General features: G+C 46.7%; 19 protein-coding genes. 7 read left to right on the top strand and 12 right to left on the bottom strand.

Annotated features, from left to right (window positions below; translation table 11 throughout):
* The first annotated feature begins 568 nt into the window (after positions 1 to 568).
* The 4 genes from EXU57_RS15120 (at position 569) to EXU57_RS15105 (ending at position 3,531) form a co-directional block, all read left to right on the top strand.
* Entirely contained in the window at positions 569 to 1,540 is a 972-nt protein-coding gene (locus EXU57_RS15120; RefSeq protein ID WP_133269062.1) for a methylenetetrahydrofolate reductase, read from the top strand.
* A 190-nt stretch (positions 1,541 to 1,730) separates the two neighbouring features.
* The gene (locus EXU57_RS15115; protein WP_133269061.1) at positions 1,731 to 2,108 is read left to right on the top strand and encodes a hypothetical protein; all 378 of its coding nucleotides are present in this window, start codon (positions 1,731 to 1,733) and stop codon (positions 2,106 to 2,108) included.
* Between the two features lie 205 nt (positions 2,109 to 2,313).
* Complete coding sequence (locus tag EXU57_RS15110) at positions 2,314 to 3,207, top strand: HAEPLYID family protein (RefSeq protein WP_133269060.1); 894 nt, start codon at positions 2,314 to 2,316, stop codon at positions 3,205 to 3,207.
* A gap of 51 nt (positions 3,208 to 3,258) precedes the next feature.
* Positions 3,259 to 3,531 carry a hypothetical protein gene (locus EXU57_RS15105; protein WP_133269059.1) on the top strand — a complete coding sequence of 91 codons (273 nt, stop codon included), beginning with the start codon at positions 3,259 to 3,261 and terminating at the stop codon, positions 3,529 to 3,531.
* A gap of 1,606 nt (positions 3,532 to 5,137) precedes the next feature.
* Here the strand turns inward: EXU57_RS15105 and EXU57_RS15100 are convergent.
* The 3 genes from EXU57_RS15100 to EXU57_RS15090 form a co-directional block, all read right to left on the bottom strand.
* The gene (locus EXU57_RS15100; RefSeq protein WP_133269058.1) at positions 5,138 to 5,752 is read right to left on the bottom strand and encodes a DUF3455 domain-containing protein; all 615 of its coding nucleotides are present in this window, start codon (positions 5,750 to 5,752) and stop codon (positions 5,138 to 5,140) included.
* Between the two features lie 153 nt (positions 5,753 to 5,905).
* Positions 5,906 to 7,237 carry a vanadium-dependent haloperoxidase gene (locus EXU57_RS15095; RefSeq protein ID WP_133269057.1) on the bottom strand — a complete coding sequence of 444 codons (1,332 nt, stop codon included), beginning with the start codon at positions 7,235 to 7,237 and terminating at the stop codon, positions 5,906 to 5,908.
* A gap of 44 nt (positions 7,238 to 7,281) precedes the next feature.
* Positions 7,282 to 8,070 (bottom strand): class I SAM-dependent methyltransferase, encoded by a 789-nt coding sequence (locus tag EXU57_RS15090; RefSeq protein ID WP_133269056.1) that lies wholly within the window; start codon positions 8,068 to 8,070, stop codon positions 7,282 to 7,284.
* A gap of 403 nt (positions 8,071 to 8,473) precedes the next feature.
* Here EXU57_RS15090 and EXU57_RS15085 point away from each other — a divergent pair, with 403 nt between their 5' ends.
* From EXU57_RS15085 to EXU57_RS15075, 3 genes are all read left to right on the top strand, one after another.
* Positions 8,474 to 12,199, top strand: coding sequence for a histidine kinase (locus EXU57_RS15085; protein WP_133269055.1), 3,726 nt, complete (start codon positions 8,474 to 8,476; stop codon positions 12,197 to 12,199).
* The gene (locus tag EXU57_RS15080; RefSeq protein ID WP_133269054.1) at positions 12,196 to 12,954 is read left to right on the top strand and encodes a LytR/AlgR family response regulator transcription factor; all 759 of its coding nucleotides are present in this window, start codon (positions 12,196 to 12,198) and stop codon (positions 12,952 to 12,954) included. Before EXU57_RS15085 ends, EXU57_RS15080 begins: the two co-directional genes overlap by 4 nt.
* Positions 12,955 to 13,414: 460 nt before the next feature.
* Complete coding sequence (locus EXU57_RS15075) at positions 13,415 to 14,227, top strand: class I SAM-dependent methyltransferase (protein ID WP_133269053.1); 813 nt, start codon at positions 13,415 to 13,417, stop codon at positions 14,225 to 14,227.
* Positions 14,228 to 14,685: 458 nt separating this feature from the next.
* Here the strand turns inward: EXU57_RS15075 and EXU57_RS15070 are convergent, their stop codons facing one another.
* The 9 genes from EXU57_RS15070 to EXU57_RS15030 all read right to left on the bottom strand — a co-directional run bounded on the left by EXU57_RS15070 (position 14,686) and on the right by EXU57_RS15030 (position 24,400).
* Positions 14,686 to 15,033 carry a hypothetical protein gene (locus EXU57_RS15070; protein ID WP_133269052.1) on the bottom strand — a complete coding sequence of 116 codons (348 nt, stop codon included), beginning with the start codon at positions 15,031 to 15,033 and terminating at the stop codon, positions 14,686 to 14,688.
* A gap of 93 nt (positions 15,034 to 15,126) precedes the next feature.
* Entirely contained in the window at positions 15,127 to 15,828 is a 702-nt protein-coding gene (locus tag EXU57_RS15065) for a sulfite exporter TauE/SafE family protein (protein WP_165958159.1), read from the bottom strand.
* Between the two features lie 5 nt (positions 15,829 to 15,833).
* Positions 15,834 to 16,274, bottom strand: coding sequence for a FixH family protein (locus EXU57_RS15060; RefSeq protein ID WP_133269050.1), 441 nt, complete (start codon positions 16,272 to 16,274; stop codon positions 15,834 to 15,836).
* A gap of 10 nt (positions 16,275 to 16,284) precedes the next feature.
* Positions 16,285 to 17,691: a cytochrome c oxidase accessory protein CcoG gene (gene ccoG / locus EXU57_RS15055; RefSeq protein ID WP_133269049.1), complete on the bottom strand. Its 1,407-nt coding sequence runs from the start codon at positions 17,689 to 17,691 to the stop codon at positions 16,285 to 16,287.
* A 6-nt stretch (positions 17,692 to 17,697) separates the two neighbouring features.
* On the bottom strand, positions 17,698 to 18,864 hold the full coding sequence (locus EXU57_RS15050) for a cbb3-type cytochrome c oxidase N-terminal domain-containing protein (RefSeq protein WP_133269048.1): 1,167 nt from the start codon (positions 18,862 to 18,864) through the stop codon (positions 17,698 to 17,700).
* Positions 18,865 to 18,880: 16 nt separating this feature from the next.
* Positions 18,881 to 19,057 (bottom strand): CcoQ/FixQ family Cbb3-type cytochrome c oxidase assembly chaperone, encoded by a 177-nt coding sequence (locus tag EXU57_RS15045; RefSeq protein WP_133269047.1) that lies wholly within the window; start codon positions 19,055 to 19,057, stop codon positions 18,881 to 18,883.
* Between the two features lie 322 nt (positions 19,058 to 19,379).
* Positions 19,380 to 21,599, bottom strand: coding sequence for a cytochrome-c oxidase, cbb3-type subunit I (gene ccoN, locus EXU57_RS15040; protein ID WP_133269046.1), 2,220 nt, complete (start codon positions 21,597 to 21,599; stop codon positions 19,380 to 19,382).
* An 8-nt stretch (positions 21,600 to 21,607) separates the two neighbouring features.
* Positions 21,608 to 21,769, bottom strand: coding sequence for a cbb3-type cytochrome oxidase assembly protein CcoS (gene ccoS / locus EXU57_RS15035; RefSeq protein WP_133269045.1), 162 nt, complete (start codon positions 21,767 to 21,769; stop codon positions 21,608 to 21,610).
* A 234-nt stretch (positions 21,770 to 22,003) separates the two neighbouring features.
* A complete protein-coding gene (locus EXU57_RS15030; protein ID WP_133269044.1) occupies positions 22,004 to 24,400 on the bottom strand; it encodes a heavy metal translocating P-type ATPase in 2,397 nt (798 codons plus the stop codon).
* Positions 24,401 to 24,933: the final 533 nt, after the last annotated feature.

Below are 24,933 nucleotides of genomic sequence, written 5' to 3'. Positions count from 1 at the left end.
GATAATAAGTCTTAGTTTATTTGAGAAATCACCTATTAAAGAACTATTTGTGAATCAAGAACCTAAAGAAGTTAGCAATCAGCCGTCATTGTTTGAAAACTTAACGGGACAGTAGTGATTCACCATCGTTGTGTCACTCACTTGTACCGCAGTATTTTATTCACCAAATTTCTGGCAGCAAGCTTAAGTAAACGACATTGACCTATGATTGTAGAATAACTGCCCGTAGCTTACGTTAATGCTTCGGTTGAACTGCCCGCAAGGTTAATTTGAAAAGGATTTTGCTGGAATCGTGCTCCGCGCCGGCAAATTGGAAGAAGATCGCAAAACTGCGATGATAGGTATGAGGTCCGGTAACCCCTGGTGTGAGTTGTTATTGTCCTGAATTTGCTAATAAAGCAAGACTTCGCAGGTCATTATAAAAAAAGGATATGGTACTTGTCGCAGAACGGCTGGCGGGAGCATGTTCCCCGAAATCTGTGCGTCTACGCAGTATTCTTCAGGTTGGAGCCAGTATAATTCAGGTAACTAATAAGTTGATTGTATCTTGAGCCACTTTTTTACACATATGCTTAGAACAAAGATCTTAAAGCCGGAGACCGGTTTGGTTTTTTACAGTCTGACTCCGCCGAAAATCACCACCGACCCAGAACGGGTGAAAGTTATCGCTGCAAAGCAAATCGAAAGATTGCAGGGCCTGCCCATTGACGGACTCTTGCTGTACGATATCCAGGACGAGTCGACGCGAACAGAAAAGGAAAGAACCTTTGCATTTACGCCTACCCTTACACCCGAGTATTACAGCAAGAATCTGCTTACCGAACTCGGATTGCCCAAAATTATTTACAAGAGCATTGGCAATCTTACCAAAGATCAGTTTGCCGGATGGCTTCAAGAGAACGCCGATTTGGAATATGTTGTTTTTGTTGGTGCATCCTCTCACCAACAAACCGAGCTGACCAACTTCACCCTAAATGATGCATATGAAATGCAGGCACAATACAACCCTTCATTACTGGTAGGCGGGGTAACCATCCCGGAACGACACACTAAGAAGGGAGACGAACACCTGCGTTTGATGAACAAAGTGGATAAGGGCTGTAGCTTTTTTGTGTCACAATGCGTGTACAGTCTCAAGGAAACTAAAAACCTGCTGTCCGACTACTATTACTCCGCTGTAGACAATGGCCGGCCGTTGTCTCCGATCATCTTTACCCTCGCTCCATGTGGTTCGTTGAAGACCTTACAGTTCATGGAGTGGCTTGGAATTGAAGTGCCAAAATGGTTGTACAACGACCTTAAGCACTCTAAAGATATCTTGTCTGCATCCATCGAAACCTGTAAGTACATTGCTTTTGAAATCATCAAATATGCCGAAGGAAAGCATATTCCCGTTGGCTTCAATATCGAAAGTGTTTCGATAAAAAAAGAAGAAATTGAAGCAGCGAATGAACTATTAAAGGACGTTTTGCGACTCGTTAAGGGCACCAACGGGGTCGAAAAAACAGGTTCGGTTGAAGCAAGGCAGGAGAGCATATGAGCAAACAGCTTTTCCGATCTTATCGCGCCACCGTTGCGGATATAATTCAGAAACGAATTGCATTTACGTAGCCGGAATTTTCTAACAAGCTGACTCCATAGACAGCACTTTCTATTTAAGTGATCTATGCGCTATGTAACATATAATTAACCCAACTCTACAATCCGTTTTATACATTTGCCGGAAGGAGATGACTATTTCTGCAAAACATATTGTCGCGCGTTTTACCTGCTGGCTGCTACTCCTGCAGCTAATCAATATATCGATCGATCCGCCGGATTTAAAACAAACGAAGAAGGTCTATACATCACAACAAGAAGATCTCACGATCAACGAAGTTGAATCAGTTTACGAATTGATTGCAGAAGGGGTTTTCCATTCGGATGTTCCTGAAAACAACGACCATGATATCGATACCGATACACATTCAGTTGACCTTTATTTCTATGATTTCCCGTACAGTAGCCCTGCTCTGATAAACCATCCGCTTGAACACCACGTTCATTATCTAACGACCGTTACTTCTATAAACGCCGGGCCAAATGCCCCTCCTCCTAAATACGCCTGAATGCTTGCTGCAACATAGATGACCTCCTATTCTGCATAGGTTCGTAGGATCTATCCGCTCCAGCATTCCTTCAACTTCAATGGGTCCTTACCGGGATCACAATCGTCTTCAATTCCTCATCGGCACTTTACCCGTGTGTGGCATGTATCGCCATGTCACCCGCTTATCTAAGGCTGAAACTTTATACAACTAAACTGGGTTCCTGATGAACAAACATCTGGTCTTAAAACTTGCTATGCTCTTGTTTTTAAGTGCGCTTTTTTCAAATAAACTGCTGGCGCAGCATACCGACTCCTTACCAATAAACGCCAAAACCATTGACAGTGCATACCTGAATGAAACGGAAGCAAAAAAGGAGCCCGTTAAAGTACTGCATGCTGAGCCCTTATACATAGACCTGATCCGTGACCTGGGCGCAAGAAAAGGCGAGAAGGAATGGAACGTTGGTCTGGGCTTAACCGATAACAAAGACTTCGATAGCTATACGGCCCTGGTGGAATATGAGTTTGCGCCAATAAACCGGCTTGGGCTTGAGGTGGAATTGCCCTTTACCTTCTATTACCGGAACAATGGGAAGGTACCCGGAGACAGCATACCACCAAACAGGTTACAAAGCGTCAAACTCGCAGGTCAGTATTCGTTTTTTGTTTCCGACCAACTAAAGACCTCGATGGCAATAGGGTACATTCATGAGTTTGAGTTGAGCCCGTTCAAAGGTTATGGCAAAGGAAGGATGTTGACTGGTCATGTGTACAATCCTTTTTTTGTAGCAGCAAAACGGTGGGGCAATAACTTCCATAGCCTGCTATATACCGGTCCTTACATGAGCCAACATCATAATCATACACTCTATACCACCTGGCAAATGAATACCAGCTTTCACTACATGATACCAGGTACAAGAAACTTTATTGGTGTGGAGTTTAACAAAGAGCTCGCCCAGGGAGATTTTGATATGACCATACGGCCACAGTTACGGGTGAGTGTTGCAGATAACCTCATGGTTGGCATTGTAACGGGTGTGCCGATCCGAAGAGAAAACGAACGCTTCAGCAGCTTTGTGCGCCTGATCTATGAGCCTAAGCACAAGCACAGGTAAGGGAATTCATCATCTCAATTCGCTTTCCTTTCATCTACTAAACAAACTTCTATGAACAGATTCTTGCTCATATCGTTCCAGTTTTTTAATGCTACGTACCATTCGCTTATCATGTGTAAGGCACAAAGCGGGTGCACCGAATACCGGATCACCGTTATGAACGGTGATCTCGAAAAACTGTTGTTTGGCAACAATGTTCTCAAGGAAATCAATGGTTCATTACACGTTGAGTCTACCGGTAACGACTTGCAGGGTCGGCTTAAACTGGAGATTGCCAGGTCGCTTGTTAAGATGCTGCACATTCCATTAACTGAGTCCGCTTAGCATCTCCAACGCACACCTTGTTTGCGCGTTTGTCCATGGTCATTGCTGTGAACGAAGCAATCCCTTGTTGTGGCATCGTAAGGCATTTTGATAGCAGTCAGCAAACATGATGTCACCGTCATTGCGAGGAACGAAGCAATCCCTTGTTGTGGAATCGTAAGGCATTTTGATAGCAGTCAGCAAACATGATGCGATCGTCATTGCGAGGAACGAAGCAATCCCTTGTTGTGGCATCCTAAACTTTTGCATAACGATGAACTATAAATGATAAATGCATTTCCCGAGCACCCTGACTTTGCGCGGTTCGGCCACCGTCATTGCGAGGAACGAAGCAATCCCATGTTTAGCATCGTAAGCCCTTGTGATAGCAGTCAGCAAACGTGATGTGATCGTCATTGCGAGGAACGAAGCAATCCCTTGTTGTGGCATCCTAAGCCTTTGCCTAACGATGAACTATGAATGATGAATGCATTTCCGCGCACACGCAATGGCCATGTTCGTCCACCGTCATTGCGAGGAACGAAGCAATCCCTTGTTGTGGCATCGTAAGCCTTAATCAAACGATGAACTATAAATGATGAATGCATTTCCACGCACAAGCAATTGAACTATGAATGATGAATGCATTTCCGCGCACACACAATTGCCATGTTCCCCCATCGTCATTGCGAGGAACGAAGCAATCCCATGTTGTGGCATCGTAAACTTTTGCCTAACGATGAACTATGAATGATGAATGCATTTCCACGCACAGGCAATTCTCATGTTCGCCACCGTCATTGCGAGGAACGAAGCAATCCCATGTTTAGCATCGTAAGCCTTAATTGAACGATGAACTATGAATGATGAATGCATTTCTGCGCACACGCAATTGCCATGTTCCCCACCGTCGTTGCGGGGAACGAAGCAATCCCATGTTTAGCGTCGTAAGCCCTTGTGATAGCAGTCAGCAAACGTGATGCGATCGTCATTGCGAGGAACGAAGCAATCCCTTGTTGTGGCATCGTAAGTTTTAATTGAACGATGAACTATGAAAGATGAATGCATTTCCGCGCACACCCAAATGCCATGTTCGTCCATCGTCATTGCGAGGAACGAAGCAATCCCTTGTTGTGGCATCGTAAACTTTTGCCTAAACGATGAACTATGAATGATGAATGCATTTTTCCCGAGCACCCTGACTTTGCGCGGTTCTGCCGACCGTCATTGCGAGCACGGCGAAGCAATCCCATGTTTTGGCATCGTAGACTTCTGCCTAACGATGAACTATGAATGATGAATGCATTTTTCCCGAGCGCCCTGATTTTGCGCGGTTCGGCCACCGTCATTGCGAGGAATGAAGCAATCCCTTGTTGTGGCATCGTAAGTTTTAATTGAACGATGAACTATGAATGATGAATGCATTTCCGCGCACACGCAATTGCCATGTTCCCCCATCGTCATTGCGAGGAACGAAGCAATCCCTTGTTGTGGCATCCTAAACTTTTGCCTAACGATGAACTATGAATGATGAATGCATTTCTGCGCACACGCAGTTGCAATGTTTGCCAACCGTCATTGCGAGCAGGGCGAAGCAATCCCATGTTGTGGCATCGTAAACTGTGGCCTACTGCACAACCCGCGAGAACCGGTAAACAGCCTGGTATTTTACCGCTACGCTGTCGGTTACTTTTTCCGGCGCTGTTTGGGGTGCCTTTCCACCCTTCGTTGCAATGCGTTGTATATAATCCACCCCGGCAAAAATACCTGTTGGTGTTGTTCCCGTTTTGGTTTTCAACAACAACCAATCAATACTTTCCGCATCCGGTGAGGCAGACGTCCGGGCCGGGCTGAAGTGCTGTGCGTAAATCAGGTCCGCCGAAGTTAATTGCCAGTAAGGTCCCGCTCCATGTGTTCCGACCTTAACATTATTGATGTCGTACAACAGGGCATCGGGCGCAACAAACACCCATTCAAATTTACCGGGATCACCCGCTTTTGGGCTTGCCTTGTATTTCTGCACGCCTTCCGCATAATAAGTGGCGACCCTTATGTTTCCTTTAGGAGCATTGTCGGGGAGGGCCACAGCTACAGGTATTGTCAGTCTTTCACTGGCGTTGATTTTCGCAGCTGCGGAGTTGCCTCTTTGCACGTTGGTGCAAGCGTCCTCTTTCCTGCACGACGTAATTGCCAGCAGCAAACTAAAAAAATACAGGATGTTTAATGGTTGAATCTTTTTCATGATGAATAACGATTGATGAAGGATTAGAGAAGAGCCCTGCAGGATCGCAGGGGCTCTTTTCCATCCTGGTTAATTGTATGTCGTTCGAATAATACGCCGCTGTGAAAGCCGTTGAGGAGCATCCGACACCTAAACTTATTTCCGGCGCCCGGGTTATTTGTGCTTCGAGAAAATATTAGCCACGACCTTCCGTCCCTGGTCGAAACCGGCGTCGATGCTTTGTGTATAATGAATACCTCCGTAAAGTCGCGACCTGCCGGCCTCTTCCCCGATTGCGGTAAATGATGGGTACGACCTTGGCGCAAGGCCCATGTAGTCATAAGTATGATCTGTAATGGTGCCGCGGTTGCCAAAAAGCTCCTGTAATACCTCTCCTGCAGCAGCAGATAAAGACGCATGCGCCGATGGATACTCGGGGTGTGCAGGCGTGCCTATCTGTGTGTTCCACCCTGTGTGCCCCATAATGTCCCTGATGTAGGTAATGGGTCGTACAACATTGTATTGATACTTCGCCGCAAAGCAGGCAATCAGGGCGTCGTTGAGTGCACTGCCGGTTAGTGCATAAGCCTCAGCTGCTTTATCCAGTTTACTTTTAGAACTGCGGATAGCTGCCTGTAAAATGCTCAGCCAATGCCCCGGTGATGTTTGTCCCGGTACGTCACGCCAGAAAATCGCCATGTCTTTCTGATCCGTTGTTAAGTTTTGCGACGCATCATACACCGACTTCACCATAGCATAAAATGGTGATGAAGGATCGGCCGAGTAGGCACCAGGCGGTTGGGGCTGGGCACCAGCGATGCTCCCCTGGATTACCGGCCGGTTATTGCCCCAATACGGCGTGATCGGCGGACTGAATTGCGGGGCCGTCGGCTGCCACATACCAGTGCCGGTTGGTACGGTATAAGGTGCGCTTGCATTGCTTGCACCATCTGTTGCTGCCCAGGCAACAACCGCCGCACCCACTGCCTTTCCATATTGGCTGGAGTGCTCGATTACTTCAGCTGTTTGTGTGCTGCGGTATTCTGCCGCTAAAGCATTTTCTAACGAGTCTATGGCTGCTTTATCGGTTGCAGTAGCCGAAGGGAAAAGTGCTTTATTTACTTCGGCAAGCGCGGCATTAACGTTAGCCGGCAAAAAGTAGTTTTTAGCCTTGTCCTCCACCGGGATCCCGGTTAACCCATTCCAGCGATCCGACCAGCGGTAGGAATTGTTTAGCCCCGGCTTCAGCGACTCGAATGCTGCTATGCCGCTATAGGCAAAGGGCCTTGCAAAACCCTGGTTGGTAATCCCGGGCGTATTGCGCATCAGCCGAAGCTGCATCGTCATCCACTTGTCGAGCACCTCGGAGGAGTGTGCCGAAGCGGTGTTTTTGTTAAAAACGTCCCTGTCTTTTGCACAGGCGACAAAAAGCGCGGAACCAATCATTACCGTTGCTAGTTTATGGGTAATGCTATTCCTGTTCATCAGAAGTGATGATTGTTTCATGATGGTTGATTTTGGTTTAAGGATTGAAAAAAAGTTGATTTACATTATATCTTTTCGGTTATGAAAACCGTAGCGTGGTTTTTCAGGTAGTACATCTCATCCGCGATATTATAGGGCTGCGCCTGGTGGAGAATACAGTTCCTAACCGCTTCTTCGCCTACCTTTTCTATTGCTGCGGCGCATGGCGCCATACACAAGAAACCTTCAAGTAATTCATGGTTGCTGTTGAACGATAGTGGACAGGAGATGGTTTGGGTGCTGCGGAGCCTTAATCCTGCGGCTATATAAAACGCATCCTGCCCGCTTTCCCGGCTCATTGCATGATCAACGGTGTAAGTTTTAGCACCAGGCGCATTAAGGTCCGTTATGGCCTTTAAAATGCTTGCTGACGGGCATTGTACAACATCCGGCATTCCTATCACTACGATCCCATGGCGTTTTACCACCCGCCTTGCCTCTGCTATCGCGTTTTCAAAAGTGCCCGCATACTCGAAAGCATTAAAGCCGGTAACCACATCGAAAGTGCCGTCGATAAACGGTAGTGCCTCCAGGTCCTCAGGTAGCAGCGCGGCAGCCATTGCCCGGCCCCTGGCAATGGCCAGCATACCGGGAGCAGCGTCAACCCCATGCACTTCGGCGCCGGTCGCCGATGCCATGCTCAAAAACAAGCCCGCGCCACAGCCTGCATCCAGCAACATGTGTTCTTCATTCAGCGGTATTTGCTCCAGTACGTATGCATACATCGGTATAAATGAGGGTTCGTGGTATCTTGCCCATTGCGCCGGTGCGCTGCTCCATAGCCTTCCCTGTACCAATTTGGTTGGTATGTTCATAAAGGATTATTTATTGGTGTGTTATTGCGCGGTGCAGATTTCAAGGCCATTCTCCCGTCGTCCTGGTCTATCCACAACCGCAGCTCCTCCGGGCCTTCTTGGTTACTTTGATGAAGTGGTACCCGTAGTTCTGCGGGAGTACAGGCAAGCAGATAACTTTTTTAAGTTGTATCGCCCTTGCGCTTTAGGCTATGCTGCCGCGCAGGGTTGCGCTGTAATCCGGTACAAACATATATTGGGCAAATGCCGTTGTGGGGGCGTTCTTCCGACCGGCAACTTTTTTCTTCCCAGCGGAAAACGGTCGTAAAACTTTATTTTATCTCCTGCTTTTTCCCGATGCGGCTTTGGCCAGATGAATGGCAGCACCGGTTTACCCATCGGCGGGTAAAGAGGGGTAACACTGATGTACGCTAAGATTTACGACGGAAGCTTTCTAACTTTAAGCAGTTATCCGCACTTTGATATGAAGTACCAGGCATTGTTTTCTCTGCTGTGTTTTTCCATCCTGCAGCTTACGGGTCAGCCGTTGGTGGAAAATGATTTTGCGCGCTACAGCACCAAAGCAGGGCTTTCCGCTAACGAGATAACAGCCATCCATCAGGACAAACGTGGTTACCTGTGGCTGGCCACACCATCGGGCATTAACCGCTTCGATGGCAGCCGTTTTGTACAGTTCCACAGCACAGATGATAGTACCTCGCCCGGCTCCGAAGACCTTACCGGCGCCTCATGGCTGGATGATTACCGGCTTGCTTTTTACAGTTCGTCAGGTCTACACATTATCGATACCAAAACCGGCAAATCAAGAAACCTGTTTGTCCCTTATAAACGGCAGCAGTACCTGTATAAATTCAACACCATTCATGGGGTAAAGGCCGACAACGATGGGAACATTTACCTGCTTACCCGTTCAGGACTTTATCATTTTCGCGACTATAAGTTGGTCTGGCGTTTTGATTATTACCGGGAAGATGAATTAAAAAACACCCATTTTCACTTTGGCGGCAAGCTGTTTGATTTTGATGCGCATCGGTTACTGATAGTGTCAGGCGAAGGTCTGTTCCTTTACGATAAAACAAAACAGATCATCCGGAAAGCGCTTGCAACAGACGCACCAATATTTGCACTAATCGGGCGCGACCATCGTTCGTATTTGTTTCTACAACCGGCGCCAGGAAAGTTCTTCGTGCTGAAGCAAGCTTCCGACAGCCTATATTATCTCAACACTGCCACGGGGCAACAAAAATGCTCACGGCTCACGTTTGAATTAAACCCGTCAGCATTTCATTATCGCAGCAGGCTTTATTCGGTAAGCGATACGTTGCATTATCTCACCGGTCACAATGCCGGGTTTTACGCTTTGCATTTAAATCCGCGGACCGGTGCGGTAAAAATGGAAGATGAAAAACATTTCCCCGCTTACTTATGCCATGCATTGCTGAAAGATAAAGACGGCCAGCTATGGATCGGCACCAACAAAGGTTTATTTCGGCAGGATCATCAAACAGCAATGGTGCAATTTGAAGGGTTACCACAAAGGCTGATCGACTCCGTACCCATGGTCCGTTTATCGGCGATATATCTCTCGCCCGATAAAGTGTACGTTGGTAATCTTGGTGGGGCAGGGCTGTTGGTATTCAACCGGAAAACATTAGCATACGAAACCCGGATCCATTTAAGTGAAAGTATTGCTGCGCTTAACTCGGTTACCAACATTGCACCCATTGGTAACGCAGCATTCTTACTCGGTACATACGGTGGGCTGATTGGCTTTGATACCCGCCGCCATACAACTATACCCTTGTTTCCCGGCAATGTAGACTCCCTGGATTGGATCAACGACATTAAAACTGATCATGCGGGTAAAGTATGGATCTCAGGCTCCGCAAATTTGGCTACCTACATACCGGGTACGCGACAGCTAAACATATTGCCCCTCCAAAACAATCTCATCAACCTGCCGGTATACCTTGCTGAGGACAGGCAACACGCTATATGGATGGCCAGTCATGGTATAGCCCGCTACAACGGGGCTACAGGGCAATTAGATGCCCTGATCGATTCCTTTCCTTTTATTAAGATGCCCGACAGGCAGGTAGCAGCAATGGCATTTGACCAAAACGACAACTTGTGGTTCAACAGTCCCAACAATGGATTGATTTGTTACCAGAAGCAATTAAAAAAGTTCAGGCATTTTACTACCCGCAATGGCTTACCGGATAACAATGTAATTGCCCTGCTAAACGTTAACGATCAACTCTGGATCGCCTGCCCTTCGGGCGTGGCCTGCCTGCAGTTGAAAACAGGGCGCATTGCAACTTTTGGTCCGCACAATGGTTTTCCCGATCTGCCAATCGCGCCGGGTTGCCGCTTTTTTTATGACACCGTTGATAAACAAATGTACCTGGGTTATTCAACAGCCCTCGTACGTTTTAATCCCGCTGCCTTATTGCAACCAAAAAGAGCTCCGGCAACCTTTATCGAAAGCGTGGTAATTGGTGGCTTACAAACGGTTTATCTTCCGGGACAACAGCTGCAAACAAACTGGCGCGACAAAGAGCTTCGCATCAATGTGGGTAGCATCAACTTTTACGACGGGCCGTTGCAGCGCTACGCTTACCGGGTGATTGAAGATGGTGATACCGGCTGGACCGATATGGGTACCGGGCCATCATTCAGCATTTCAAACTTATCTGCCGGAAAGCATCGTATACAGGTAAAAGTAGCTGTACCCAACAACCCATGGCCGCCACAGGTTGCCGAATTGCAGCTGACGGTATTGCCACCATTTTGGGGAACAATATGGTTCAGGGTACTTGCGGCAATAGCGGCAATTGCGTTTATCTATGGGCTAATCCGTTGGCGTACCGGGATTGTAAGGCGTAAAGAAAAATCCAAAACCGAGCTCGAACGCTTGAAGGCTGACAATTATAAGAGCCGGTTCGAACTGGAGCAGATTACAAATTATTTCTCCAGTTCGCTTGCCGGTAAAAAGACCGCTGAAGAAGTATTATGGGATGTTGCGCAAAACCTTATCGGCAGAATGGATTATGAGGAGTGCATTTTGTATGGATGGAGCGAGGATAAAACCAGGATGGTACAAAAGGCAGCCTTCGGACCAAAAGGAGCGCCGGGTATGATGACCAACGATCCCTTCGAAGTAGTGTCCGGGCAGGGAGTTGTCGGCCATGTTATGCTTACCAAAGAACCGGTCCTCATCGAAGATACGAGGCTGGATAGCCGTTACCGGGTAGATGATTTGTTTCGCTTGAGCGAAATCACCGTACCCATTCTGCACAACAATGAATTACTGGGGGTCATCGATTCCGAACATCACCAGCTGGGTTATTTTAACGACCGGGATCTTAAGATACTCACCACCATTGCCACACTCATTGGCAATAAATTAAAGCAGCTGGAATCGGAGCAGTCACTCGAGGTAAAGCAAATGGAATTGGCAACCATTAACGAACAGTTGGCAGAGGCTCGCCTGTCTGCACTACAGGCGCAGATGAACCCGCATTTTGTTTTTAATGCGCTCAACAGCATCAAGCGTATGATCCTCGATGAAGACAACGATATGGCTTCGCGCTACCTGAGCAAGTTCGCGCTGATGATCCGCATGACCCTGGAGCATTCAAAAGAAATTTTTGTAACCCTTGATGAAAACATGGAGTACATCCGGAATTATCTCGCTATGGAACAACTGCGTTTTGGCGAGTCGTTTACCTACAGCATCCGGGCAGACGAAACACTGGATCCCGAGGATACTTTGTTGCCGTCCATGATGATCCAGCCCCTGGTTGAAAATGCAATATGGCATGGATTGATGCATTCTGAAAAAGACAAACGGGTAGGCATCGCCTTCACCCGCCACGACCATAAAGTTGTTTGCACGGTAACCGATAATGGCATAGGTGTTACCCGTTCAGAAAAGCTCAGGTTAAAGCAACGACCACTGCATCGATCGGTGGGTCTTGAAAACCTCCATAAACGCATCCGCCTGATCAATGAGAAGTACCAGACACAATGCACCCTTCAATTGGAAAATTGGTCCACCCCTGATGGCGAAGAGGGAACCAAAGCGGTGCTAGCACTTAATTTAATCAATACAAACTATAAATCATGAAAGCCATTCTTGTTGACGACGAAGCTGATGGTATTCGCACCCTGCAGAAATTACTTGAACGGCATTGTCCGCAGGTGCATATTGTAGGCACCGCAGTCAACGCCGACTCAGCCGGTGAGTTAATTGGCAGGCTCCAGCCGGATGTCGTATTTCTCGACATTCAAATGCCCGGTAAAACAGGGATCGAATTATTGACTGAAATGGGCAAGCCTGATTTTGAAGTGGTATTTGTAACGGCTTACAACGAGTACATGTTACAGGCGCTGCAGTTTAGTGCAGCCGATTATATCTTAAAACCTGTTGATGAAGACCGCCTGGTAGAAGCCGTTGCAAGGGTAACAAAGCGGCTGTCAGAAGGGGAGAAGGATGAACAGTCTTCGGCGCTGTTACACAATCTTTTTAATGCCGGACAGCCCGGTAACATGCGGCTTTGCCTGCCTACGTTCAAAGGCTTTACGGTGGTTAAACTCGGAGAAATTATTTATTGCGAAGCAGAACGCAGCTACACAATCTTTCATTTGGTGGATGGTAAAACGGTTACCGTTTCCAAACCATTGCTCGACTATGATAACCTGCTTAAGGGAACAACCTTTCTTCGCGTGCATAAATCTTATCTCATCAACCTGCTCCACATAAAAGAATATATCCGCGGCGAGGGCGGCCAGGTAATCATGTCAGATGGTGCCGAAATTGAAATCAGCCGGCGACGAAAAGACGAGTTCCTGGTGCTTGTAAAAGACGTTTTTAAATATTAATTTCATGGGCTGATAAACCAATAGTTGGCTAAATAAAAAGTATTGTGCCCGGGAGATGCTTCGTTTACCCAATTGATTTTTTGGGACCAGGCATTTGAATACAGCCGATACCCCGGTTGCGTCGCATTTCGTTCATCTTTTGCAATCATGGCATCAGCAGTTTCCGGATTAAAAGATTCATCAGCAAAGGCATCTTAAATTTCGTTGTTTAAAATGCTGCGGCCTAATGGTGCCCGGTAGCGCAACGCGATCACCCGGAATGATCAATAGTTGGTGTAAGCACTGATGATTTTGCGGGTTCTTCGCTGCCGGTAGGTAAAAGGCGCTGAGGGTTTTACAACAATAACAATTTGCAAAACAATATTTTAAAGCGTTTCAACCTGGTAATTGCTGCCGTTTGGAAACCCGCTTCCCAAAAGGCTCCACGGCTGTTTAGCTTGCACCTTTAAATCTTAATAAAATGAATCCAAACAAAGCATTATGGGAAAAAGGCGATTTTACCCGCCTTGCCGAAACCATGCGGGAAAGCGGCACCGCATTAGTAGATAAACTGGGAATAGCAAAAGGGATTAAAGTTCTTGACCTTGGCTGCGGTGATGGCACAACCGCCATACCAGCAGCAAAATTGGGAGCTGATGTTCTGGGTGTAGATATAGCGAGCAACCTTGTAGCAGCAGGTAACAAACGAATAAAGGAAGAAGGACTTTCCAATTGCAGTATCCAGGAGGGAGATGCCACAAACCTTGAGGGGATTGAAGATGAATCTTTCGACCTTGTGGTAAGCATCTTCGGAGCCATGTTTGCACCGAAACCATTTGATGTAGCAAAAGAAATGGTTCGTGTTACCAAAAGGGGTGGAAGAATAGTAATGGGCAACTGGATACCAGGTGATCCAACCCTGGTAGCACAAATACTAAAGATCAGTTCCGCTTATACGCCTGCTCCACCAGAGGGATTTATAAGCCCGATGTTGTGGGGTGTGGAAAGCAACGTGATCGAGCGTTTTGAAGCTGCCGGTGTGCCCAAAGAAAACATCTCCTTTTCAAAGGAAACATTTACGTTCAGCGGACCATTGTCGCCAGCCAACTTTTTAGGCAGGTTTAAAGATTACTATGGACCAACAATGAATGCCTTTGAAGCGGCTGAAAAGAACGGGAAGGCAGCGCAACTGCAACAAGAGCTGGAGGCTTTATTCATCAGCCAAAACCAGAGCGGACGCGAAAATGCAACATCAATACCCGCAACATTTCTGCGGGTGACGGTTAAGCGGTAGGATGCTGGTTGTTGCCAGTGCGCTTTTGCAAATGTTCTGTAGGCCAACAAAGCGGATCAGTTCCAGCAAAGGTGCATGTTTAAGTGGCCAAACGCTATGCTCAACTATACCAGTTGACCAGTGCACATCAACCTTCGAGTAATCGAAGGTTTTTTGTTTTGGCCACTGGAGTTAAAGCGCTAACAAGAGGTAAATGTTTTGTGCCTTCTTCCATTAATAATTTGTTACGGTGGTGCCCCTATATCACCCCGTTTGATAGAAGTCAAATGAGGGGCGCTAACAATGTAACAGTAAGTACAAAGTTTTCCTTACCCCATGCGGGTGATTGTTCAATTAACCACTCCTTTGAGCCGGTGGGCTTATATTATTGAGCACAACAATGGTCTGCGCGCTCATGTTGAGCCGGGTTCATCTAATACTAGATTTAGTCGAATTAAAGCATTCCTGCTGGGTGCAATTTATTCGTAAACCTTAAGCTGGTTGACAAGTTTTTTTGGCCTGAGCGTAGTGATGTCGGTAACCAGGTATTGTATCTTTTTTCCTTCTATGTTCCCGGTAAGGGTAACCTCGCCATTATGTACCTCTGCTGCTACACCGGGGTACCTGGCAATTACGTCGCGTACGGCTATTGCCAGCGAATCATGCGGCGCCAAAACCACCTGTGCGGCGGTAGTGTCAAACGGTCCTGCATTTGCGCTGGAGTCTGTTGATATACTCTCTGCGGGTTTGTTCATACAGGCCTTTACCATTACACAGGTGAACACGACGCAAGCCAGCAAAATGGATTTGCCTTTTATATGGTTCATGTAATTCGATTGTTTAGGATCATTGATGATATTGGGTTGCAGATGTATATTCAATTAAGATGGTGATAGAAGATGAGCCGCATGTTGACTCCGTCAATGGCAATCGATGATTTCTGCTGCATGATTGGTGAACGCCGGACTCAGCCAGGGGATTCCTAACCCAAGCCCCCTAGCAATAAGTAAAATTCCCATTAGGGCAATCGCAAAAGGAACCGCTTTCTTAATGGTATTACGTGTAGCGATGCTGATTAAGAAACCGAAGTACGAGAGCAGGAACATGGCTGGCATTGTGCCTAATCCAAAAGCCGCCATAAAAGCCGATGCGTCACTGATGCTTCCGGTAGACACGGCACCAGTAAGCGCGAGGTACACCAGTCCACACGGTAAAAGACCATTGGCCATACCTAATAACAACATGCCACCAAATGTTGGATTACGTAAAAATCCACCGATCAAATGTTGAACAAACAAGTTCATTTTTTTAAAACCGGGCAGGTGTAAAACCGGTGTGGGTAACATGCTTTGCACAAGGATCAACAGGATAAGTACACCGGCAATAATCGAAAACCATTGCTGGAATCCACCCAAATAGATTGTTCTACCAACGGCGCCAAAAATAACGCCCAAAGAACTATAAGTAATGATGCGGCCGCCATTATAAAGCAATATGCCGGCCACCTTGCCGCGGTTATTAAGGTGCTGTGTTGGTAGTGAAAAAGCTATTGCACCGCACATGCCCACACAATGAAAACTACTCAGCAAGCCGAGTGCAAAGGCGGATAATATAATTTGCAAGCTGATCATTTTACCTGCAGGTGTTGTTCGTAATAATATGCTTCTTTGCCGTTTTGCCACTTAAGTTTTAGCTGGTAATAATCTTTTACGAGCAGGTCTTTTCTAATTTTCATCATACCCTGCCCGTTAACCTGCAATGGAATTTTTCGATCATTTGCAGCGCTTGTTGCGCAATAGAACAGGGCCTCGCCTGTTACTGCAAAACCGTTTAATTCTTGTGGCAGCTGTACCAATACGTACTGCTCATTTTGCGATAACTGCACTTTGCTTAGTTGATTGGCGTTTACCGTAGCATCAATCCTATCCTGGTACCTGAGCTCTTCGTTATAGTAGTCTTTAGATACCAGCTCGAAATTTTGTTGCATACACTTGTAAACCAGTGTGCCCATCAGGGCTGCAAATGCTACAAAAACAAGTGCCAATTTATTTCCCCATGATATCTGCATTGCTAATAATTTAATGATTAACCGGACCTAAAAACACCGTATTTACATGCATCAGCTCTTTGTCGCCTTCGTACAAACCAAGCTTTAGTTCCGTCTTGCGTTCCGACAGCCTTGTTTTTGGCAGCACAATAAAAAATGAACCGCTTCCTTGTCCTTCGGTAGCAACGGTGATATAGGGCTTGCCAATGACTTCTATTTTACCGGCACCATCGCTGAGCCTGATGGTGAGTGGAATTTGTTTGAGCGTTTTGTTGGAAAGCTTGATGTTGTATAGGTTGGAAATGCTGTCGTTTCCTCTTTCCTGGTAAAGGATGCCTGGTGTACGCATTACCGTGGCATCGATGTCTTTCCTGGTAATCAGGATAGCCGATAGTATTAGCACCACTATGCCACATAAGCCGGTGTAGGCCTTCATACGGGTGGTGAACTTTAAGGGCTCCGCGTTTTCAATACTGTTTTCACTTGCGTATCGTATCAAACCCCTTGGTTTACCCACCTTATCCATAATGCTGTCGCAGGCATCGATACAGGCCGTGCAGTTCACGCACTCCATTTGAACCCCATTGCGTATGTCGATACCTGTGGGGCAAACTTTTACACAGGAAAAACAATCAATACAGTCGCCAAATACATCGTGCTCATTTTTCCGGGCTATTCCTCTTGGTTCGCCCCGTTTATAATCGTAGGCAACCACCATTGAATTTTTGTCGAGCAACACACCCTGCAGGCGGCCGTAGGGGCATACCTGTGTACAAACCTGGTCCCGGAAAAAGGCAAATACCCCATAGAAAGCACCACTAAAAACGAGGATAGCACTAAAGCCCACCAGGTGCTGCGATACCGGTTCCGTGATAATCTTTTCCAATTGGTCAATACCAATGATGTAGGCCAAAAAGAAATTTGCAATTACAAACGACAGCCCAAAAAATACCAGGTGCTTACTCGTCTTTTTAAATAGCTTTTCCCTGTTCCATGGTTGCCGGTCAAGCATTTTCTGCCGGTTGCCATCACCCTCGATAAAGAATTCAACTTTCCTGAACATCATCTCGAGGAAGTTGGTTTGAGGACATGCCCAGCCGCAAAAGAGCCTGCCAAATGCAGCGGTAAAAAGGATGATAAAAAAGATAAAAGTTACCATACCCAGCCCGAGGATGAAAAAATCCTGCGGCCAAAACACCTTTCCAAACAGGATGAACTTTGCCTGTGTTACATCAAACAGGAATAAGGGCCGGTCGTTAACTTTTATAAAGGGAAGTCCGAAAAAGGCGGTGAAGTATAACCAACTCAGCCAGGTCCGGATGCGATAGAATTTACCTTTTGGCTTATACGCATATACCCACTTACGCTTGCCCTGTTCATCAAGTGTGGCTAATGTATCCCGATACTTTTCCCTGCTTTTCTCTTGAATATGCGCCATACACGTTTATTGCTTTGCAAGCTTTTTCTCAGGCATTGCGGTGGCAGCTTCGGCTGCCGGTAAAGCTTCCTCCTGGTATAAATCGCCTTGTGGTTCTTTAGGATTGGATGGTTTGGTACCGCGGATCGACTTTATATAACTTGCAATCGCAGCAATCTGCACCGGGGAAAAATCATCTTTCCACGACTTCATGCCTTTTTCGGGAACACCATATTTGATCGTTTTAAAAATGTCTTTTACCCCGCCCTTGTGCAACCAATAGTCATCGGTGAGGTTCGGTCCAACTGTTCCTTGTCCCTCGCTGCCATGGCATGCGGCGCAGGTACTGGCGAAAATCTTTTTGCCTTCGGAAAGCGCACTCGCATCGCTCAACAACTCCACGGTATTTTCATCTACATTGTTGGCCGCTGTTTTAAGGTATTCCTGCTTTTCCTGTTCTGCCTGTACCATGGCGATTTCATACTCCTGGATGGTTGAAGGCGCACTATGCGATACATGAAACCGGTACAGGTATACCACGCTAAAAATGATGCACAGGTAAAAACCATATACCCACCATGGCGGCAACTTATTGTCGAGCTCACGTATGCCATCGTATTCGTGCTCAAGGGTGATCGTTGCTTCTTCATGTACAGGCCGGATGGCATTTAACTTGTTCCACCAGGTGATGTAAAATGGGATGCGGGCCTCAGCAAACTCAACTACAATTTGGGGCTTTTCCTTAGCGAGTAGTTGCCTTAGAAAAATTAACATGGCAAGTACAATAATCACTTCGAGCCCAATAAGGCCTGTAAGCAGGTAAAACGAAGACTTGGATAAACCTGCGATGGTGGTGCTGGTCACTTCTGCTGTGGCTGCTGTTTCACCCGGTTGCGCAAAAGCAGTGGAAGTAAACATGCACAAGGCCACGATCACCAGTGGCTTTGCGGCCGTTTGCGCATTCTTTTTCAATTGCTCTACATGATACCCTGCAGCCCCGATCAATACATATGCAAGCATGCCGATTGCGAGTAGTAAGGCAACAGCAATAGTGATCATCATGATGGCCGCTGAGTTATTCAATCCATTGGTCGTGGGAGCGTCGGCCGCGAAAGCTGCCGGTGCGCCGGCAACGAGTAATATGCACATCATCGCCAGGATGCTTACCGTTTTTTTATCAACAGGAAATTTCATTGTTAACGGGTTTCATTTAATTGTTATCACTGTTTTCTTCAAGCGGAATGTTGCTCAATACTGCAATCATCTTCTTATCGGCACGCAATGCCCACAGTGTCATGATGAGGAAAAAAAAGAAAAAGATGAGGAAGGACGATAAGGCGTAAATGTCGACCCCGGCAATTTTCTCCAGGTAATTTATGAATTTCATTTTCTTATATTTTTGGGTATTGGTAGATTAATGATAGAAAAGGTGAACCCGTCTGTCACTTGTTTGGCCTGCACCTGGATAGCGTTACTTCCGTTTTATTGCGCAGCAGGCGATGATATCGCAAAGCATTCTTAATGGTAATCCACTGCAGCAATGCGCTCGTCACTTACAGTTGTTCCGGAATTGTTACCAGCTTGCCTAACGCTTTACTAAAAAGCTGCATAGAGAAATCCTGTACAAGAGTGCGACGCCCGTCCGACTGGCGCAGCCGGGCGGGCAACGGCTGTAACATGAAGGGTATACAGCCGGGCCCAAAAAAGAACTACTTATTATCGCCCGTTACGGTTTGTAATGCTGCAGCGGTTTGTTGTTTGTGTTCTGCTTTAATGTCCGTTCCCATTCGCTGCAGGTAGGCGATCATGGCAACGATTTCGCTGGTGGCTGCTGCATCCAGCTTATCCTTTTTCAGGTTGGCCTGTATCACTTTGCCTTGTTCAACCAGGTCGGCATTGGCTTGCTTATCGTAACCATCAGGGTAAGGAACCCCAAGTGTTTGCATGGCCCTGATTTTTGCACCGGTGAGACTGGTGTCTACCATATTTTCGATCATAAAAGGGTAAGCAGGCATGATGGATCCGGGAGACATAATACGTGGATCGTACATATGGTTGTAGTGCCAGCTATCGGGATACTTGCCACCGATACGTGCCAGGTCGGGGCCGGTTCTTTTACTTCCCCACTGGAAAGGATGATCGTATATAAACTCACCTGCTTTGCTGTACTCGCCGTATCGTGCTACCTCATCTCTAAATGGACGGATCATTTGGGAGTGGCAGGTGTAACAACCATCCCGCACATAAATGTCACGACCATGCAGTTCGAGCGGGGTGTACGGCTTAACCGAAGTAATGGTGGGTACATTGTTTTTGATTAAAAAAGTTGGTACCATTTCGAGTACCCCACCAATGGCAACAGCAACAAGGCTAAGCACCAGCATTTGCATTGGCCGTTTTTCAATCCAACGGTGCCAGTGTTGTTTGCCATGTGTTTCTACAACGGGGGATAGGGGAGCAGCCTGTGCAGCTTCGTTGGCAACGATGCTGGCTCCACGCACGGTTTTATAGATGTTATAGATCATTATGATCGCACCTGCGAGGTATAGAGTGCCGCCGATGCTGCGGCCCATATACATCGGAACAATGTTGGTTACCGTTTCTAAAAACTGGTACTTCAACTGGCCCTCTGCAGTAAACGTTTTCCACATCATACTTTGTGCAAAGCCCGCCCAGTAAAGCGGCACAGCGTACAATACGATACCGATGGTGCCTATCCAGAAGTGGGTGTTGGCCAACTTTTTTGAATAGAGTTCCTTTTTAAATATTTTTGGAATGATCCAGTAGATGACACCGAAGGTGAGAAAACCATTCCAGCCCAATGCGCCTACGTGTACGTGGGCAACGATCCAATCGGTATAGTGTGCAACGGCGTTTACATTTTTAAGGCTAAGCATGGGGCCTTCGAAAGTTGCCATACCGTAACAGGTTACTGCTACCACCAGGAACTTAAGAATAGGCTCTTCCCTTACCTTGTCCCATGCACCACGAAGCGTAAACAAACCATTGAGCATACCACCCCAGCTTGGCGCAATCAGCATAATACTAAAGACCACACCAAGGCTCTGCGCCCAGTCGGGTAAGGCGGTATACAACAGGTGGTGTGGGCCTGCCCAGATATAGATAAATATCAACGCCCAAAAGTGAATAATAGACAACCGATAGCTATAGACCGGGCGGTTAGCAGCTTTGGGCAGGAAGTAATACATGAGCCCGAGGTAAGGTGTAGTAAGGAAAAACGCTACGGCATTGTGACCATACCACCACTGTACCAATGCATCCTGCACCCCGGCATAGCCGCTATAACTTTTAAAGTATGAAAAGGGGATTTCGTAAGAGTTTACGATGTGCAGCATGGCAACAGTTACCCAGGTGGCGATGTAAAACCAGATCGCAACATAAAGGTGCCTCTCCCTGCGCTTAAGAATAGTGCCGAACATGTTGATACCAAAGAGCACCCATATAACAGTGATCGCGATATCAACAGGCCACTCCAACTCGGCATATTCCTTACCGGTTGTAAAACCTGCAAGCAATGTGATTGCTGCAACAACAATGATACCCTGCCATCCCCAGAAGTGGATCTTGCTCAGCTTGTCGCTATACATGCGTGCCTTGCAAAGCCGCTGCAATGAATAGTAAACACCCATAAAAATGCCGTTGCCCACAAAAGCAAAAATCACCGCGTTTGTGTGTACCGGCCGAACACGTCCAAAAGTGGTGGGTGCAAAATCGAAATTGGCAGCGGGGTAAAAAATCTGGATGGAGGCCAGCAAGCCGGCAAGCATGCCCACTATGCCCCAAAACAAGGTGGCATAGGTAAACAGCTTTACGATGTTGTTATCGTAAAAGAAGTGTTCAAGCTGTACAAGCTTTCTTTTTTGGGGATGAATGGCTGATGTTTCAAGCTCCGTAGCGTGATCTAACATTTACTTTACTATTGATGTTTGGTTGAATTGGGGGTATCGTCGAAAAGTATGCGGATGGGCGGGCTTTGTTCATCATCGAATTGCCCCTGTTTTACGCTGTATAAAAAGGCAACCAGGAAAACCCCGGCTACGATTAAGCTTATAACAAGTAAGATTATTATGGCGCTCATGGTGGTTAGCTTTAGGACTCAAATGTAGAATCAGCAACCTGCCCGTGGGTTGATTACGCTCATTGGAAAGTATGACAATGGTCATGTGTTAATGCGGCCGGAGCCGCTGGTGAATTTGGGTGGTGTTTTATTATAGACCTCTTTTATACAACCTGTTGGTTGCGCACTGAACCATTACTGCGGATTGAATAGGGGGATAAGAGATTGCGGTAGAATTTAGGGATTGGTATGGGCTTACTTTAAGCCAAGCTTCCAGGCTGCAAGGTTTGTTGCGGCAAAAGAAATTAAGATGATGCTGAGGCTGCTGGCGGGCATCAGTATGGCTGCGACCATTGGTGAAAGGTTGCCCTGTACCGCAAAATAGATGCCTGCCACATTGTACAAAATGGATATGATAAAACTGCTTACCACCACACGTTTATTGATGCGGCAGAGCCTGATGAACTTGTGTAACAGCGGCAGTTTTTCAGCCTGGATAATGGCGTCGCTGGCCGGTGTAAAATTGTTGCAGTTGTCGCTTACCGCAATACCTGCATCAGCTTGTTTTAGTGCGCCGGCATCATTTAATCCGTCGCCAACCATGATCACTTTTTTACCGGTGCTTTGCAGTTGTTTAATCATGTTGAGTTTATCATGGGGCCCTTGATGAAAGTATATTCCCGCGCGTTTGCCAAGCAGGTTTTGCAGGAAATCTTTTTCACCTGCGTTGTCACCACTTAAAACAGACAAGGAGTAGCCCTTGCGCAACTTCGAGAACAGCTTTACAATGTTTTCGCGGTAGTGGTTTTTAACGATAAACCTGCCCCTGTATTTGCGATCGATGGACACATAAACAGCCGTTTTTTCGTCACCCTGTTTGTTGCCCAATACAAATTTTTTCGAGCCCATACATATGGCTTTACCGGCTATAGAACCCCGGAGACCAAGGCCACCTGTTTCCGTAAAGCCTGTAATACTTTCCGGCGATCTGTCGCCCAGGTGTTCGGCTATTGCTTTGCTTAAGGGGTGTGCAGACTGGGAAGCGAGCAAGGCTATCCATTGTTGTTGTTGCGGGGTCAGCAGTTCGCCCTCGTAGCTGATCTCGAGGCTTGCACCATTGGTCAGGGTTCCCGTTTTATCGAATACAATGTGGTTTGCTTTGGCGATGTTTTCAATTGTTTGCGCATTGCGCAGGTAAAATTGATTACGGCCAAGCATGCTTAAGATGTTTCCGTTGGTGAAGGTATTGCTGAGCAGTAGGGCACAGGGGCATGCAATGATCATTACGGCTGTAACGCTGTTTGCAACTTTGGTGGGGTCGTTCACTAACCAATATGCTGCTGTGATGGCCGCGATACCAAAAACAACCCAGGTAAAATAGCGGCTGGTAAGATGAACAAAGGATCGCTGTTCATCCTTTTTGCCCGACTTCAGTTCATCGCGGTTCCATAGTTTGGTGAGGTAGCTTTGGGCGACCTCCTTTATCACCAGCATCTCTACGTTGCTCCCCGTTTGCCTGCCGCCAGCATAAATGATTTCACCCATCTCTTTTACAACCGGCAAGCTTTCGCCGGTTACAAAACTATAATCTATCAAGGCCTTGCCCCGGGTCAATATGCCGTCTGCAGGTATCAATTCCTGGTGGTGTATCCGTAAGGTGTCGTTCAGTTTAATGTCGGGCAGTGCAACGGACGATTCGCCGTTGTTGTTTAAACGGGTTACTGCAATAGGGAAGTAGGCCGTGTAGTCGCGGTCGAAGCTCAATTGCGCATATGTTTTATCCTGCAGGATACGACCAACCAGCATAAAAAACACGATACCTGTCATGCTATCAAAATAACCGCTGCCTGTGCCGGTTAGTACTTCGTAGAGGCTTCGTGCAAACGTTACCCAAATGGCTAACACAATGGGCGCATCTATGTTTAAAAACTTGTGCTTAAGGCTTCTCCATGCGCCCTGGTAAAACTCGGTTGCGCAGTAAAAGAAAACGGGAAAGCTCAGGAGCAGGTTCAGGTAGCGAAACAGGCGCACCAGGTTTACTTCCTTGCCATCTATACCCAGGTACTCCGGGAAACTGAGCAACATAATGTTTGCGAAGCAAAAGCCGGCAACCCCGAGTTTGTAGATTTTTGCTTTACTTACCCCAGGCCTAGCGTCCTTTATGTTGCTGAAGCTGATATAGGGTTCATACCCGATGCTGGTCAGGAGTTCTGCTACGCTGCGCAATGAAACCTCCCGATGATTGAAGATGATTTCCGCTTCCTTCCTGGTGAAATTAACCTTACAGCTAATGATATTCTGGTTTAAACGGAAGAGGTTTTCGAGCAGCCAAAGGCAGCTGCTACAATGCATTTGGGGCAGGTAAAAAGATACATGTGTTTGCGTGTCGTCGCTATAAGCAATGAGGGGTTGTGCAATGCTGGGATCGTCGAGAAAAGCAAATTTGTTTTCGCGTACAATGCTGGTCTGCCTGCTGCCGGGGTTTTTGGAAAGGTTGTAGTAGTCGCATAGTCCGCCCTGGTTTAATATCTCATAAACCATCTTACAGCCTTCGCAACAAAATTGGAGTTCCTGTGCGACCACAGGATGCTTACCGCAATCTTCGCCACAGTGAAAACAGGTTACTTGGGTGCTTACAGCGACTGGCTTCATTAAACAGGTAGGGGTTATGAGACAGGGGCGAAATTAGGGGGGCATTTGCTCAAGGGAGATGATTGTGGTCATGAGTGGGGGTGATGATGGTGGGTGGGAGCTATCGTTCCAGTATTATGGAGGTGTTTGACTAGCTGTAGAGAGAATGGCAATTCAGCCAAGTTCTGGATCTGAAGATTCCGTTGATACCCTGGTTTAAGCGTGTGATGAAACGTGTAGCATAAATATGCTATATGAAGATTGTTAAAACCATATTAAATTTAGTATCTACTTAGTTCTAAATACGCATGAAGACCTACTGTATTTAAGTGATAAAAATTGTGTCCCAGTATTTTTTGAAAACCCTGCATAAGGACATATCGGAATCATCGCGGCCAGGTAAGCTTTATCAATCATTAAAGTGGAATGGCATAAGCTATACCCGTAAGCAATCAATAAGTGATTTCTCTTAGCTACTTAAACAATCATTGTTCATTACATGGGAGAGTTATCTATTGTAGTGAACAAGCTTTCAATTAGAGTCAGTAATAAAT

Source organism: Segetibacter sp. 3557_3, assembly GCF_004354985.1.
Taxonomy (GTDB): domain Bacteria; phylum Bacteroidota; class Bacteroidia; order Chitinophagales; family Chitinophagaceae; genus Segetibacter.
The sequence above is the reverse complement of the archived record's forward strand: the minus strand, read 5'-3'. Positions and strand labels throughout refer to the sequence as shown.

Bases quoted from the DNA above. Each gene is read 5' to 3' on its own strand.
- EXU57_RS15120 (WP_133269062.1), top strand. From the start codon at position 569: ATGCTTAGAACAAAGATCTTAAAGCCGGAGACCGGTTTGGTTTTTTAC.
- EXU57_RS15115 (WP_133269061.1), top strand. From the start codon at position 1,731: ATGACTATTTCTGCAAAACATATTGTCGCGCGTTTTACCTGCTGGCTG.
- EXU57_RS15110 (WP_133269060.1), top strand. From the start codon at position 2,314: ATGAACAAACATCTGGTCTTAAAACTTGCTATGCTCTTGTTTTTAAGT.
- EXU57_RS15105 (WP_133269059.1), top strand. From the start codon at position 3,259: ATGAACAGATTCTTGCTCATATCGTTCCAGTTTTTTAATGCTACGTAC.
- EXU57_RS15100 (WP_133269058.1), bottom strand. From the start codon at position 5,752: ATGAAAAAGATTCAACCATTAAACATCCTGTATTTTTTTAGTTTGCTG.
- EXU57_RS15095 (WP_133269057.1), bottom strand. From the start codon at position 7,237: ATGAAACAATCATCACTTCTGATGAACAGGAATAGCATTACCCATAAA.
- EXU57_RS15090 (WP_133269056.1), bottom strand. From the start codon at position 8,070: ATGAACATACCAACCAAATTGGTACAGGGAAGGCTATGGAGCAGCGCA.
- EXU57_RS15085 (WP_133269055.1), top strand. From the start codon at position 8,474: ATGTACGCTAAGATTTACGACGGAAGCTTTCTAACTTTAAGCAGTTAT.
- EXU57_RS15080 (WP_133269054.1), top strand. From the start codon at position 12,196: ATGAAAGCCATTCTTGTTGACGACGAAGCTGATGGTATTCGCACCCTG.
- EXU57_RS15075 (WP_133269053.1), top strand. From the start codon at position 13,415: ATGAATCCAAACAAAGCATTATGGGAAAAAGGCGATTTTACCCGCCTT.
- EXU57_RS15070 (WP_133269052.1), bottom strand. From the start codon at position 15,033: ATGAACCATATAAAAGGCAAATCCATTTTGCTGGCTTGCGTCGTGTTC.
- EXU57_RS15060 (WP_133269050.1), bottom strand. From the start codon at position 16,274: ATGCAGATATCATGGGGAAATAAATTGGCACTTGTTTTTGTAGCATTT.
- ccoG (WP_133269049.1), bottom strand. From the start codon at position 17,691: ATGGCGCATATTCAAGAGAAAAGCAGGGAAAAGTATCGGGATACATTA.
- EXU57_RS15050 (WP_133269048.1), bottom strand. From the start codon at position 18,864: ATGAAATTTCCTGTTGATAAAAAAACGGTAAGCATCCTGGCGATGATG.
- EXU57_RS15045 (WP_133269047.1), bottom strand. From the start codon at position 19,057: ATGAAATTCATAAATTACCTGGAGAAAATTGCCGGGGTCGACATTTAC.
- ccoN (WP_133269046.1), bottom strand. From the start codon at position 21,599: ATGTTAGATCACGCTACGGAGCTTGAAACATCAGCCATTCATCCCCAA.
- ccoS (WP_133269045.1), bottom strand. From the start codon at position 21,769: ATGAGCGCCATAATAATCTTACTTGTTATAAGCTTAATCGTAGCCGGG.
- EXU57_RS15030 (WP_133269044.1), bottom strand. From the start codon at position 24,400: ATGAAGCCAGTCGCTGTAAGCACCCAAGTAACCTGTTTTCACTGTGGC.